The sequence below is a fragment of the Limnobacter sp. genome, from assembly GCF_036846585.1.
Taxonomy (GTDB): Bacteria; Pseudomonadota; Gammaproteobacteria; order Burkholderiales; family Burkholderiaceae_B; genus Limnobacter.
In genome coordinates, this window is sequence record NZ_DAIUBR010000025.1 from 19,541 (window position 1) to 32,591 (window position 13,051).

Annotated in this window: 13 protein-coding genes and 1 other RNA gene; 8 read left to right on the plus strand and 6 right to left on the minus strand. The window is 52.6% G+C overall.

What is annotated here, in order from left to right:
• The first annotated feature begins 64 nt into the window (after positions 1 to 64).
• The 5 genes from V7028_RS11520 (at position 65) to ssrA (ending at position 4,030) form a co-directional block, all read left to right on the plus strand.
• Positions 65 to 1,387, plus strand: a complete 1,323-nt coding sequence (locus tag V7028_RS11520) for an amidohydrolase family protein (RefSeq protein WP_334120229.1) — start codon at positions 65 to 67, stop codon at positions 1,385 to 1,387.
• 114 nt (positions 1,388 to 1,501) lie between these two features.
• Positions 1,502 to 2,119 carry an outer membrane protein OmpA gene (gene ompA / locus V7028_RS11525; RefSeq protein ID WP_442918735.1) on the plus strand — a complete coding sequence of 206 codons (618 nt, stop codon included), beginning with the start codon at positions 1,502 to 1,504 and terminating at the stop codon, positions 2,117 to 2,119.
• Positions 2,120 to 2,226: 107 nt separating this feature from the next.
• Positions 2,227 to 2,943 carry a bifunctional 2-polyprenyl-6-hydroxyphenol methylase/3-demethylubiquinol 3-O-methyltransferase UbiG gene (gene ubiG / locus V7028_RS11530; protein ID WP_334120231.1) on the plus strand — a complete coding sequence of 239 codons (717 nt, stop codon included), beginning with the start codon at positions 2,227 to 2,229 and terminating at the stop codon, positions 2,941 to 2,943.
• A 9-nt stretch (positions 2,944 to 2,952) separates the two neighbouring features.
• Positions 2,953 to 3,609: an HAD family hydrolase gene (locus V7028_RS11535; protein WP_334120232.1), complete on the plus strand. Its 657-nt coding sequence runs from the start codon at positions 2,953 to 2,955 to the stop codon at positions 3,607 to 3,609.
• Between the two features lie 37 nt (positions 3,610 to 3,646).
• Positions 3,647 to 4,030, plus strand: a transfer-messenger RNA (tmRNA) gene (ssrA, locus tag V7028_RS11540).
• A gap of 47 nt (positions 4,031 to 4,077) precedes the next feature.
• Here the strand turns inward: ssrA and V7028_RS11545 are convergent.
• Both V7028_RS11545 and V7028_RS11550 read right to left on the minus strand, forming a co-directional pair.
• On the minus strand, positions 4,078 to 4,389 hold the full coding sequence (locus tag V7028_RS11545) for a c-type cytochrome (protein WP_334120233.1): 312 nt from the start codon (positions 4,387 to 4,389) through the stop codon (positions 4,078 to 4,080).
• 58 nt (positions 4,390 to 4,447) lie between these two features.
• Positions 4,448 to 5,716, minus strand: coding sequence for a PQQ-dependent sugar dehydrogenase (locus tag V7028_RS11550; RefSeq protein ID WP_334120234.1), 1,269 nt, complete (start codon positions 5,714 to 5,716; stop codon positions 4,448 to 4,450).
• Positions 5,717 to 6,428: 712 nt separating this feature from the next.
• Here V7028_RS11550 and rarD point away from each other — a divergent pair.
• Positions 6,429 to 7,352 carry an EamA family transporter RarD gene (rarD, locus tag V7028_RS11555; RefSeq protein WP_334120235.1) on the plus strand — a complete coding sequence of 308 codons (924 nt, stop codon included), beginning with the start codon at positions 6,429 to 6,431 and terminating at the stop codon, positions 7,350 to 7,352.
• On the opposite strand, the gene V7028_RS11560 is transcribed toward rarD, so the two are convergent.
• A complete protein-coding gene (locus V7028_RS11560; protein ID WP_334120236.1) occupies positions 7,307 to 8,233 on the minus strand; it encodes a LysR family transcriptional regulator in 927 nt (308 codons plus the stop codon). The two genes, rarD and V7028_RS11560, sit on opposite strands and share 46 nt — an antisense overlap.
• Positions 8,234 to 8,355: 122 nt before the next feature.
• Here V7028_RS11560 and V7028_RS11565 point away from each other — a divergent pair, with 122 nt between their 5' ends.
• Both V7028_RS11565 and V7028_RS11570 read left to right on the plus strand, forming a co-directional pair.
• Complete coding sequence (locus V7028_RS11565) at positions 8,356 to 9,492, plus strand: alkene reductase (RefSeq protein WP_334120237.1); 1,137 nt, start codon at positions 8,356 to 8,358, stop codon at positions 9,490 to 9,492.
• 90 nt (positions 9,493 to 9,582) lie between these two features.
• Positions 9,583 to 9,900, plus strand: a complete 318-nt coding sequence (locus V7028_RS11570; protein WP_334120238.1) for a nucleotide pyrophosphohydrolase — start codon at positions 9,583 to 9,585, stop codon at positions 9,898 to 9,900.
• A gap of 9 nt (positions 9,901 to 9,909) precedes the next feature.
• Here the strand turns inward: V7028_RS11570 and V7028_RS11575 are convergent, their stop codons facing one another.
• The 3 genes from V7028_RS11575 to V7028_RS11585 all read right to left on the minus strand — a co-directional run bounded on the left by V7028_RS11575 (position 9,910) and on the right by V7028_RS11585 (position 12,994).
• Positions 9,910 to 10,974 (minus strand): serine endopeptidase, encoded by a 1,065-nt coding sequence (locus V7028_RS11575; RefSeq protein WP_334120239.1) that lies wholly within the window; start codon positions 10,972 to 10,974, stop codon positions 9,910 to 9,912.
• 69 nt (positions 10,975 to 11,043) lie between these two features.
• Positions 11,044 to 11,883, minus strand: coding sequence for an S-formylglutathione hydrolase (fghA, locus tag V7028_RS11580; protein ID WP_334120240.1), 840 nt, complete (start codon positions 11,881 to 11,883; stop codon positions 11,044 to 11,046).
• Position 11,884: 1 nt separating this feature from the next.
• A complete protein-coding gene (locus tag V7028_RS11585; protein WP_334120255.1) occupies positions 11,885 to 12,994 on the minus strand; it encodes an S-(hydroxymethyl)glutathione dehydrogenase/class III alcohol dehydrogenase in 1,110 nt (369 codons plus the stop codon).
• Positions 12,995 to 13,051: the final 57 nt, after the last annotated feature.

Below are 13,051 nucleotides of genomic sequence, written 5' to 3' on the forward strand. Positions count from 1 at the left end.
TATCAGCCAAAATCGCTGAAACTGGGCGCAATGGTGCGTTCCAAATCATCTAGTGACCCCGCCCATGCAACTACTGACCCCCCAATGGCTTCTGTGCCTAAACCACACCACCGAAGTGCTTGAAAACCATGCTGTTTTAATGCACGAAAGCCTGATCAAAGCCATCGGCCCAATGGAAGAACTGCTGATTCAGTTTCCCGACGCAGAAAGGATCGACCTGCCCGGACAAGTGCTAATGCCCGGTCTGATCAACTGCCACACCCATGCTGCGATGAACTTGTTGCGCGGCGCTGCCGACGACCTGGCCCTGCACGACTGGTTGCAAAACCGCATATGGCCCCTTGAAGGTGCACTGGCCGATGCCGAATTTGTGTATGACGGCACCGTGATGGCAGCTGCAGAAATGCTTCAAGGGGGCACCACAACCTTCAACGACATGTATTTTTACCCTGACCAAGTTGCTCAAGCCGCACTGGACGTAGGTTCACGGGTTTTTGCGGGCATCACGGTGATCGAATTTCCAACCCGTTACGCAGCAGAAGCCAAGCAATACATCGAATTGGGGATAGCGGCCCGGGATAAATTCAAAAACGAAGCGACAGTTCACTGGGCAGTGGCCCCCCATGCGCCATACACCGTCAGTGACGAAACCTTCAAACACATGGCCATGCTGGCCGAGGAACTGGATTTGCCCATTCATTGCCACCTGCATGAGACGGCCAGTGAAGTAAGCGATGCCGTAAGCCGCAACGGCGAACGACCCTTTGCCCGGTTTGATCGACTGGGGCTGATCAACGAACGTTTCATGGCTGTCCACGGCGTGCACCTGAGTGAGTATGAATTACAAACCATGGCTGCAAAAGGCGCCTCGCTGGTGCACTGCCCCGCGTCAAACCTGAAGCTGGCCAGTGGCATAGCACCTGTGGCGACAGCTTTAAAGGTTGGCGTGAATGTTGTGGTGGGCACCGATGGCGGGGCCAGCAACAACAAACTGGACATGTGGGAAGAAGGAAGACTGGCATCGTTGCTGTGCAAAGGTGCCAGCGGCGACGCAACAATCTTCAATGCTGGCGAATTGCTGAAAAGCATGACATGTAACGCTGCCAGGGCTTTGGGTGCAGAACACCTGATTGGGCGCATTGCCCCAGGGTTGCGGGCCGACTTGATCACTGTGGCGGTGGGTGAGGCTGCACACCAGTTGCCAAACCACAATCTGATCTCGAAACTGGCTTACAGCGGGGCTTCCAGAGATGTAAAACATGTCTGGGTTAACGGCGTTCAAGTTGTGCAATCGCAACAACTTGTGGGCAAAAAGGCACAATTAGTCGGGGAAATCATGCGAAAAACCCAACGAGTGTGGCAGACTCGTGTCGAGAAAGTTGGTTGAGAGGGTGATGACCATGACAGCCTCTACTGTAAACTATCAACCAGCTTGAACCCCTATTTAACCCAAGGAGCAACAATGAAAAAAATGTCGACTCTCACGCAAGTATTGGTGGCAATGGCCATTGGTACAGCGTCTACAGCCGCTATGGCCCACACAACAGACAAAGGCGAAGGCCTGTCAGGCTATGTGGTAGATGGCAGCGGCAAAGTTGTTAAAGACGGCTCCGGCGAGTGCATTCGCACCAGCTATTTCACAGCCGCTTTGGCCATTCAGGAATGTGATCCTGACTTGATCCCCAAGAAGCCCGCTCCAGCCCCAGTTGCTGCTCCTGCACCGGCTCCAGAGCCCGCACCTGCACCAACTCCAGTAATCACCAAGGTAAGCCTGGAAGCTGACGCCTACTTTGACTTCGACAAAGCAACGTTGAAGCAAGGCGGTAAGGACCGTATCGACGCTGAAGTCGCCAAGTTGGGTCAAGTTGACCTGAACAGCGTGATCGCAATCGGCCACACTGATTCAATCGGTTCCGATGCATACAACCAGAAGCTGTCAGAGCGCCGCGCTCAAGCTGTGAAGGACTACATGGTAAGCAAAGGTATCGCTGCTGACCGTATCCAGATCAAGGGCATGGGAGAAAGCCAGCCAGTGGCTGACAACAAGACCAAAGCAGGTCGCGCCAAGAACCGTCGCGTTGAAATTGAATTCAACGCAACACAGAAAGTGATGAAGTAATTCCTCACCTTCGATTCTGATCAAAAAAGCCCAGCCCTGCTGGGCTTTTTTGTTTCTGCCATCGGGTAAACTATGACGCATTGAACCCAATTCACGAGCCTTTATCCATGAGCAGTATCGAATCCAATAACGTTGACCATGCTGAGCTTGCAAAATTTTCCGCACTGGCTAGCAAATGGTGGGACCCCAACAGCGAATTTCGCCCCCTTCATGAAATCAATCCGCTTCGCCTGAACTGGATTGACGAACGTGTCAGCCTGAAAGGCAAACGCGTACTGGACGTGGGCTGTGGCGGCGGTATTCTGGCCGAAAGCATGGCGCATCGCGGTGCCGATGTACTGGGCATTGACCTGGCCGAAAAATCACTGAAAGTGGCTGAGCTGCACAAACTGGAAGCAGGCGTGAACAACGTGAATTACCGGTTTGTTTCTGCCGAGCAGCTGGCGGGCGAACAGCAAAACACGTTTGATGTCGTAACCTGCCTGGAAATGCTGGAACATGTCCCGGATCCAGCCCAAACCATTCAGGCCTGCGCAGACCTTTGCAAGCCAGGTGGTTGGCTGTTTTTCTCAACCATCAACCGCAATCCAAAAAGCTTTGTGTTCGCGATTGTTGGCGCAGAATACATTCTGAACCTGCTGCCCAAAGGAACGCATGAATACCAGAAGTTCATCAAACCCTCGGAACTGGCCCAATACGCACGGCAATCAAAACTCGATTTTTCCGAAATTATTGGTCTGGTTTATAACCCGCTGACCAAGGTTTACCGGTTGGCCCGCGATACCGATGTGAACTACATGGTTGCTTGCCGCAAGCCAGCATAAGGAACGGCCATGCCTTTGAAGGGAATTCTGTTCGACCTGGACGGCACACTGGTGGACACTGCGCCCGACCTGTGCGGCACCATTCAAGACATGCAAAGTGACCGCGGTGTGGAGTTAACCGCATACCGGGACATGGAACATTTGGCATCGGGCGGCGCCCGCCTGCTTCTGAAAGCGGGCTTCGGGCTGGAAATGCATTACCCGGAATTCCCGGCGATGCGGGTCGAATTTCTGGAACGCTACGAGGCCAGAATTGCCCGCGAAAGCGCTGTTTACAGCGGGATCATGCCCCTACTGAACGAAATCAAGGCGCGCGGTGCCCAATGGGGCATTGTCACCAACAAACCCTATTACCTGGCCGAAAAACTGGTGCATGAATTGGGGTTGAACCATGGCTGCAGCGTGTTGATTGGTGGCGACACTGCCGAGAAACCCAAGCCATCACCCCTGCCCTGCTTCATGGCCGCAAGCCAGATGCGCCTGCCCACTGAACAATGCGTGATGATTGGTGACGACGAGCGTGATGTGATTGCCGGGCGCGAGGCTGGCATGCACACGGTTGCGGTTGAATACGGTTACATTGCAAGCCCCATTGAACAATGGGGTGCAGACGCAGTGGTAAAAACCGCACATGATTTGACAAAGTGGCTTGAAATTAGAATGTGAGCCCCCAACTGAAGGGTGTTACAATTGAATTGCCAATGGGGTCGATCTGGTTTCGACGTGGATTGCAAAGCTATTGGGGCGTGTCGAGGATCAGTTACCTCGTAAATCCATCTGAAAACTTTTAAACGCAAACGACTCTTCGTTTAGCCCCGAACTTAAACTGGCCGCTTAAGCCAGTTTAGTTTGGACTTCCTACACCAGTTCGCCGATGGGCTGGGCGGGGTCAAACCCGCAGTGGGATCATCTACATCGGACCGCTTACCGGAATGCTGCCGGCTGGTAAGTTAAATTAGGTGGCTCGCGGGTGCTGCAGGATGTCGCTTTTCGGCAGTAACCGTTAAACACAAACAAGACGACTACACACGTAGAACTGGTAGTGGAGGGTTTGCGGACGCGGGTTCAATTCCCGCCGGCTCCACCAAACAAAAGAAAAAAGGCTGCCCTTGTGGCGGCCTTTTTTCTTTTGTTTTATTTGACTGACAAAATGTACCGCGCTATGGCCAAGGCGTCTTCGTCCGGCACACGGGGCTGAGGAGGCATGGGGGTGTTGCCCCAGGCACCGGCACCACCAGCCTTAATCTTCTTGGCCAGCATCTCGGCTGCACCCGCATCGTCGGCATATCGAAGTGCAATCTGCTGGTATGGTGGCCCGTACTTTTTCTTGTCCTCTGCGTGGCATGCGGTGCAATTGTACTTTCGGACCATTTCCGGACTTGCAGCTGCACTGCCCACAATCGAGAGCATGGTGAATGTAAAAACAAGCGGTATAAACTTCTTCATCGAAAAGCCCCCTTTTTAAAAGCCGCACCGCTTTTAAAAAGGGTGCAGCAAACACAAATCAATTGGGCTTGATCTGATAAATCTCGCCCTCGTCAGTGGCCACGTAAAGATTGCCGTCATGACCCTGAACAACAGAGCGGAATCGCCCGGCCGGCATCGGCAAAGGTATGGTGGTTCGCTTGGATTTCAAACCATCTTTACTGATGTCCAGAAGATCGAGACGGTTACCCACAGGCGTGCCATGAATGCCGATACCCATGTAGCCAACCACCATTTTGCCGTCCCAATCCTTCCATTGTTTGCCATTCAAAAACACGCCCGATGACATGCCTTGAGACAAATTCTCGTTGTTCCAGGCAGGTTTCATCGCCTTTGGATAGGTTTTGGTGTCGGTCATTGGCATGAAGGCTGCCCGTTTTTTGGGTTCCATGGCCCCCATTTGGTTCGGGCTGTATCCGCAGTACGCGTCGGGGCAATCGCCACGGCCACCTACGTTCGGGCGCGGGTCCCAGCCAGCGTTTCCGCCATTGACCAGTCCAGTTACTTCATCGGAATGCCAAGGCCCGTTCTCAGCAGTGAAAGGCTGCTTGGTACTGGGGCAAAAAGCGATCCCTTGAGGGTTGCGATGCCCATAGGTAAAGATGCGCGAATCGAAACCTTTGGGCGGCTTGTTACCCGCAGCAGCCTTGCCATCCCGGTCAATGCGCAACACTTTGCCGCCCAAGCGGGTTGGGCTTTGGGGTACTTCGCCGTTGTGCGTATCGCCTGTAGTCACATACAGAAAACCATCGCTCGGGCTGAAACGCAACCGACCGCCGTTGTGGGCACCTGAAGAGCCGAAGGGATGATCACTGGCTGCTGTTTTGTACGGGATGTCGTCCACGATATCGGTACGATCCGAAACTTTCGAAAGATCATTGTTGACCTTCAAGCGAATGACACGGTTGGTTTGTGGGTTGGACTTGCTGGACGTTGAGTACACATACAAAAACCGGTTTTTCGCGAACTCGGGATCAACTGCAACCCCATTCATGCCAGCCTGACCATCGCAGAACAGGTCAGACATGGTGTCCGCATAGCCCTTGGTGTCTTTCATTCCGACCAGGCGATTCACTTTGCCCGAAGGCAGCCGCACTGAAAGACCGTGACATTTTTCGGTGAAGAACATTTCACCAGCCGGCAAAAAGGCCATGTCCCACGGGTTCTCCAGCTTGGACAACACCGGCTTTGCAGTGAGGCTTGGTGCTGCTGCCACTGCGGACCCGGCAATGGCCAAACCCGCAGACGCAATAACAGCACATGACAAAAGTTTCTTGAGCTTCTTCATTTTGTCTCCTGTTTCTGAAAATGAATCGGCTGCACACGTTTCAATTTTCTGTTCCAAGGCAAACGTGAACAGCACACACCCGCACCCGCAACCCACCTCCGGGCAAACTTCAGGTTTTGTAACTACTCGGATTGCGAGAAAGTACCATTGCACAAAATGAATGCATGGTCAATATGGCCTTACCCAACTTGTTCGACTTGGATTCACGGGTGCCAAATGGTGACAGGCGGCGTTTTTTTGCGTTGAATGAGCGCAGCGCTTTTCAGGATTATTCTTTCTTGGATGATTTGATCTTGGCCAACCACGGGATGGGGTTTCGGCCGGGCATTCTCTCTTCTTGATCCGCTAGCAAGCGCTGAACATTGCAACCAAACAAAAAAATTGCCATGCCGCTAGTCGCGAGCAATCCGCCAATCAGTGACAAGGTCCAACTTAATTCGAGAAATCGAAACACCAAAACAACGATCACGCTGCAAATGAACACCAAAAACACATACGCTTTCATAGCCAGAGTACCTATTCACATCAGGATGCAGGTGTCACCCGACAGGCTTGCCCTTACTGCGACCCAAGGTTTTTTCATACATTTACAATAAGTTATTGAGCATAATTTGTTGCTCGCAGAAAACCATCACCTGGATTGATTGGCTCCCACATGGCAAGCTCCAACAAACAAATCACCATTGCCGTGGCAAATCTAAAAAATTGAATCATGCTTAAAGGCGTATTCCTCTCTATTCTCGCTTCCATACTTTTCGGCAGCCTGTATTTTTACACCACGCAGCTTGACCCTCTAAGCGGCGAGGAAATTTACGGCTGGCGCATGTTGCTGACATTGCCGGTGATGAGCCTGTTTTTATTCTGCTCTGGCGATTGGGGCTTGGTGCGCTCAATTGCAAGCCGCCTGAACAAAGACTGGAAGTTGTGGGTCGCGTTGCCCTTGTCGTCACTTCTGTTGGGTATCCAGTTGTGGCTTTTCCTTTGGGCACCACTGCACGGCCATGCCATGAATGTGTCGCTGGGCTATTTCATGATGCCTTTGGTGATGGCGCTGATCGGGCGTTTTTATTACAAAGACACACTAAGCCACTGGCAAAAAGGTGCCATGCTGTTGGCTTTTTTGGGTGTCGTTCACGCAGTTTTCCAGGCGGGTGGCTTTGCGTGGACTTCCCTGCTGGTGTGCTTGGGCTACCCCTATTACTTTGTACTGCGGACTCAATTCAAGACAGACCACTTGGGTGGCCTGTGGTTTGACATGCTGTTGATGTTGCCTGTGGCCTTGTATTTCGCCGCAGCTGGGCAAGGCTTTGATGCAATGCTTGGCATGAACACCCCCCTGCCCCTGTTGATCATATTATTGGGGGTGTTAAGCACATCTGCGTTGGTGGCTTACATCCTGTCGAGCAAACTGCTGCCTTTCAGCCTGTTTGGTTTGCTGGGTTATGTGGAACCGGTATTGTTAGTGCTGGTGGCATTCCTGATCGGTGAAAACATTGCTGAAAAAGAATGGCCAACTTACATCGCCATTTGGCTGGCTTTGGCCCTGCTGGCACTGGAAGGACTTTTCAAGCCAAACCGGCAAGTACAACCCTACGCTTTAAAAGACCGGATTACCGCGGAAAGATCCGGATCCTGATTGAAAGTGTCTGTGAAAAAATCCACAAAACTGTTGACCTTGATCGAAGGGCGGCGTTCGGGCTGATACACAACATTCAGTGGAAGGGTGCTGGGCTTGAAGTCATTCAAAATGGTGGTCAGGCTGCCCTCGCGAATGTCGCGACCGTAAATCCAGGTGGGCGAATAACAAACCCCCAAACCTTCCATCACGGCCTGCCGTAGGGCTTCTGAACTGTTGGACTGAAAGTTGCTGCGCACCCGCACCGTGCGGGGTTTGTTTCGGGTGTCCACGAAGGTCCATTCATTGAAATTGTCGATTCCGGTGTACAGCAGACAATTGTGATCCAGCAATTCTTCGGGGCATTTCGGTGTGCCGTGGCGTGCCAGGTAGTCTGCTGACACAACCACGGCCCGTGCAACCGAACCAATGCGCCGCGCGATCAAACGGCTGTCTTTCAATTCACCAACGCGGAATGTTACATCAATACCCGCAGCCACCAGATCAACAAAGCTGTCGTCGAGTTGCAGGTCGATCCTCATTTTCGGATAGCGCGAATAGTAAGCCGCCAACCGGGGCACAATGTGGATCCGCCCGAAGGCCACGGGTGCGGCCACACGCAACAGGCCACTCATCTCATGTTCGGCGCGATGCACTTCGATTCGTGCTTCTTCAAGCGTATCCAGCACATGTCTGCAGCGGTCGTAATACAAGCGCCCTGCTTCAGTCAGCGAATGGCTGCGGGTGGAACGCACCAGCAACAACACGCCCATATCGGCCTCCAAGGCCTGCACTTGCTTGCTGATGGCCGACTGGGTAGTGTGGGCCTGCCTGGCCACCGCCGAGAAATTACCGGTTTCAACAACCCGCACGAAGGTTTCCATCAAGCGCAGTCTGTCCATGTCTTTTTAACCTTCACTCATTCCTGTTAGGAATAAATACTATAACAACTGTTCCGTAGATATCAGAGATGGGAATGCGCATAATGTGCAACATTGCACTGCAACAAGAGGAGTACCCACAAATGAATGCACCCACCCCACATGTGAACGAACAAATTGCCAATGTGGATGATTTGACACTGTTTCAACCTGGGCGAATCGGCGATATTGATGTGAAAAACCGCGTGATCATGGCCCCGTTGACCCGCTGCCGTTCAGACGAAGCTGCTGGCGACATTCCGGGCAGTTCGATGAATGTTGAGTATTATCGCCAACGTGCCAATGCGGGCTTGATTATCAGCGAAGGCACACAGGTGTCCCCTGCGGGCAAGGGCTACATGGCCACACCCGGAATTTACTCAGATGCGCAAATCGAAGGCTGGAAACGGATTACCAAAGCGGTTCATGAAGCCGGTGGAAAGATCATCGCGCAAATTTGGCATGTGGGTCGAATTACACACCCGGAATTGACTGGCGGCACGCACCCGATTGGCCCCTCTCCAGTCAAGCCCAATGTGGTGGCTTACACCCACAACGGCAAAGTGGATGTGCCGGTTCCACATGAACTGACTGCCGATGAGATCAAGGTGGTGGTGAACGAATACCGCACCGGTGCAGCCAATGCAATCAAGGCGGGTTTTGATGGTGTGGAAATTCACGGTGCCAATGGTTACCTGATTGACCAGTTTTTGCGCGATGGCGCGAACAAGCGTACCGACCAGTACGGCGGTTCTGTTGAGAACCGTGCGCGGTTTGCGCTTGAGGTGGTGGATGCCGTGATCGCCGAAATCGGTGCGGGCAAGATGGGTATTCGCCTGTCACCTGTTACGCCGTTCAACGACTTAAGTGACAGCGATCCCCAAGCCGTGTTCGGTTACCTGATCGAAGAATTGAACCAGCGCGGAATTGGCTTCATTCACATGATTGAAGGATCCACGGGTGGCGACCGCGAAGTACCGGGCTTTGACTACGCCTGGGCGCGCAACACATTCAACGGAAGCTACCTGGTGAACAACGGTTACACCCGCGAGATGGCAATCAATGCGCTGGAAACGGGCTGGGCCGATGCGGTTTCGTTTGGGCGTGCTTACATTGCCAACCCGGATTTGGTAGATCGCCTCAAGTTGAATGCGCCACTGGCTGAAGGCAATCCACAAACCTACTACGCACCGGGCCCTGTGGGCTACATTGATTATCCCGAGCTGTCGCAGTCGATTTAAACAAACAAAAAAGCGCCGGTCACAAGCCGGCGCTTTTTGACTGCCTGATTCAGTAAAATGAATGCTGGATCAATGAAAAAAGCCTGCGGCATGAACTCCCCCACCTTACAAGACCTGCAACTGCAATTGATCGACTTTGCCAATGCGCGCAACTGGGATCAATTTCATTCGCCCAAAAACCTGACGATGGCTTTGTCGGTTGAGGTGGCGGAATTGATGGAACATTTCCAGTGGATGACGGAAGAAAATTCCCGCACACTGCACGGCGACAAGCTGGATGCAGTGAAAGAAGAAGTGGCCGATGTGTTGTTGTACTTGCTGCAAATCTGCAATCAACTGAACATCGACCCGATTGAAGCCGCACAACACAAACTGGTGAAAAACGCGGTGAAATATCCCACCGCGTAGCGCGGCTACTTATACCGATGTTGGTGCCGGTGGCTCGCCCAATTTCGCGCCTGCACCACAGGCATGGCAGTACTTGGAGAAGGTACTTTTGCGCGTGTTGCAGGTGCTGCAACGGTCATGCAAACCAATGCCACAGTGCGGGCAATAATCAATGCTGGTGTCTTTCAGGTCCACGGTGCGCTCGCAACCGGGGCAAATGCTTTTGGCAAGGCGGGCCAGTGCCGTGTCATATTCAAGCACTTCACGCCGTTTGGTTTCTGGCTGGGCTTCCGCCAAACGCTGTCGATCCTGATAGCGTTGCAAGGCCACAATTGCCTGGCGCCCCACCAACAGCGTGATCACAATGCCCACCAAGTAACGAATATAACCGCCATAGCTGGGCAAGTAAGGCACCAGTTCTACAAAAAACGCAAACAGGGCAAAGTAAATGAAACCCCACACAAAAGGCCAGTAAGTGCTTTGTCGTTTTTTCTTGTAAAGCCAGCCTGCAATCAAAAGCAAAGGCAAGGTTAGCGCCAGGCGATAGGCAAACACGCGCAACTCCTGGCTTTGGCGGGCACTGGCGTAATCACCCTGCGCCGCTTGTTCCAGTTCACTCAAGCGCAAGCGCGCCTTGCGGCTGGCTTGCTGCGCGTCCAGCAGCAGTTTTTGTTGCATTTCAAGTTGAGCAAGGGCCACTCGCTCAAGTGCCTGCAGGTTGTCCACCCGCTCGGTTCTGGCGATCAGTTCCCCGTCCTGATCAGGTTGCGCGGTTGCCTTTCTGGTGGCCACGGAGGCCATGAATTTCTCCCGCTCGGAATCCGTGTCTGCTTCAGCCGCGCTATGTTTCAAGCGGGATTGCTCCAGCGCATCGTTTACTTCGCGCTCATTCAATTCAGCCTTGCGAATTTCCTCACGAACCTTTTTCAGTTCGATCGGACTCATGAAGTCTTCAAGTGTTTGGGTTTGTTCGATTTTGGGTAAATCGCCAACCACCGTGCTACCAAGACCAATCAAAAACCAGGCGAACACAAGCGCAACAACCCAAAGGCCCCGACGAAACCATTTCTCGGAAAACCGCAGCGATTTGCTCATTGAAGACGCACCTCATTCAAATGAAGGCCTGAATCTAACAGCCTCTGGATTCGGACACAAGTGCTTGAATTAATTGATCAGGTACTTGGCGTGAAATCGAAGGTGATCTTCGATGAAAGTAGCAATGAAGTAATAGCTGTGGTCATATTCGGCTTGATACCGAATTTCGGCTTTGTAAGCAGTGTCTTTGCATGCCGCTTCCAGCAATTCTGTTTTTAACTGTGAGGCCAGGAAATTGTCGGCCAAACCCTGATCAACCAACATAGGCAGTTGGTTGGCACCACCTCGAATCAACTCCACTGCATCGTGCTGCTTCCATTGGGCCTGGTCTTCTCCCAAATACAGCCCCAATGCTTTTTGTCCCCAGGGGCAATGTGCAGGGCTGACAATCGGTGAAAATGCGCTCACTGACTTGTAACGCTCAGGATTCTTCAGCGCAATGGTCAGGGCACCATGCCCGCCCATAGAGTGTCCAAAAACAGATCGCGCCCCCGTCACAGGCAACCCGGCTTCAACAAGTTCGGGCAGTTCGTGAACGATGTAACTGTACATGTTGTAATGTGTATTCCACGGAACCTGTGTGGCGTCTATATAAAACCCGGCACCCAGACCAAAGTCGTAAGCCTTCTCTGCATCATCGGGCACACCTTGTCCACGCGGGCTGGTATCGGGCATCACAATTGCAATGCCCAATTCGGCGGCAACACGCTGCGCACCCGCCTTGGTGGCAAAATTTTGATCGGTGCATGTCAACCCCGAAAGCCAATACGCCACGGGAACAGGCTGACCCGCCAGCGCCTGCGGTGGCAAATACACGCTGAACTGCATGGTGCAATTCAGCGTTCTCGAAACATGTTCATACTGGTTTTGCAAACCACCAAAACATTGAACACTGCTGAGCGTTTTCATATTAAAAATGGATCACGGTGCGAATGGACTTGCCCTCATGCATCAAATCAAAAGCCTCGTTGATTCGCTCCAGCGGCATGGTGTGTGTAATAAAAGTGTCCAGATCAATTTCATCATTCATGAACCGGTTCACATAACCAGGCAGTTCTGTGCGCCCTTTCACGCCTCCAAACGCACTGCCACGCCACACCCGGCCGGTGACCAGCTGGAATGGTCGGGTTGAAATTTCCTGACCTGCACCGGCCACACCGATGATGACGGATTCGCCCCAACCCTTGTGACAACATTCAAGTGCGGAACGCATCACATTCACATTGCCAATGCATTCGAAAGAAAAATCCACGCCGCCATCGGTCATCTCCACAATCACTTCCTGAATGGGCCTGCTATGGTCTTTGGGATTCACAAAATCTGTGGCCCCAAGCTTCCTGGCGATTATAAACTTGTCCGGGTTCACATCAATGGCAATGATTCGCCCGGCCTTGGCTTGCACGGCACCAATAATGGCCGCCAATCCAATGCCACCCAAACCAAATATGGCCACGGTGTCGCCTGCTTTCACTTTGGCGGTATTGTGCACGGCGCCAATGCCGGTGGTTACGCCACAGCCCAGCAAGCACACTTTTTCCAGCGACGCTTTCGGATCAATTTTTGCCAACGAAATTTCAGGCACCACAGTGTGTTCTGCGAAAGTAGATGTCCCCATGTAGTGATAAATCGGCTTTCCGTTTTTAGAAAACCGTGTGGTGCCATCGGGCATCAAGCCCTTGCCTTGCGTGGCACGAATAGCCTGGCACAAATTGGTTTTTCCGGAGGTACAGAACTTGCACACGCGACACTCTGCGGTGTACAGGGGAATCACATGATCGCCTACAGCCAGGCTGGTGACACCTTCGCCCAGGGCTTCAACAACACCCGCCCCTTCATGGCCCAGAATGGCGGGAAAAATACCCTCAGGATCGTCGCCAGACAATGTGTAAGCATCGGTGTGGCACACACCGGTCGCCACAATGCGGACCAATACTTCACCTTTTTGCGGCGGCATCAAATCGACCTCCTCGATACTGAGAGGTTGTCCCGGAGCCCAAGCGACGGCTGCGCGTGTTTTGATGATTTGCATGTTTTTCTCCCGAACAAGCGAGTGGTTAAGACAGCAAATATTATAGGC

Coding starts and splice junctions, on each gene's coding strand:
- V7028_RS11575 (WP_334120239.1), bottom strand. CDS start 10,974: ATGAGCAAATCGCTGCGGTTTTCCGAGAAATGGTTTCGTCGGGGCCTT.
- V7028_RS11565 (WP_334120237.1), top strand. CDS start 8,356: ATGAATGCACCCACCCCACATGTGAACGAACAAATTGCCAATGTGGAT.
- V7028_RS11535 (WP_334120232.1), top strand. CDS start 2,953: ATGCCTTTGAAGGGAATTCTGTTCGACCTGGACGGCACACTGGTGGAC.
- fghA (WP_334120240.1), bottom strand. CDS start 11,883: ATGAAAACGCTCAGCAGTGTTCAATGTTTTGGTGGTTTGCAAAACCAG.
- V7028_RS11570 (WP_334120238.1), top strand. CDS start 9,583: ATGAACTCCCCCACCTTACAAGACCTGCAACTGCAATTGATCGACTTT.
- V7028_RS11560 (WP_334120236.1), bottom strand. CDS start 8,233: ATGGACAGACTGCGCTTGATGGAAACCTTCGTGCGGGTTGTTGAAACC.
- ompA (WP_442918735.1), top strand. CDS start 1,502: ATGGCCATTGGTACAGCGTCTACAGCCGCTATGGCCCACACAACAGAC.
- V7028_RS11545 (WP_334120233.1), bottom strand. CDS start 4,389: ATGAAGAAGTTTATACCGCTTGTTTTTACATTCACCATGCTCTCGATT.
- V7028_RS11520 (WP_334120229.1), top strand. CDS start 65: ATGCAACTACTGACCCCCCAATGGCTTCTGTGCCTAAACCACACCACC.
- rarD (WP_334120235.1), top strand. CDS start 6,429: ATGCTTAAAGGCGTATTCCTCTCTATTCTCGCTTCCATACTTTTCGGC.
- ubiG (WP_334120231.1), top strand. CDS start 2,227: ATGAGCAGTATCGAATCCAATAACGTTGACCATGCTGAGCTTGCAAAA.
- V7028_RS11550 (WP_334120234.1), bottom strand. CDS start 5,716: ATGAAGAAGCTCAAGAAACTTTTGTCATGTGCTGTTATTGCGTCTGCG.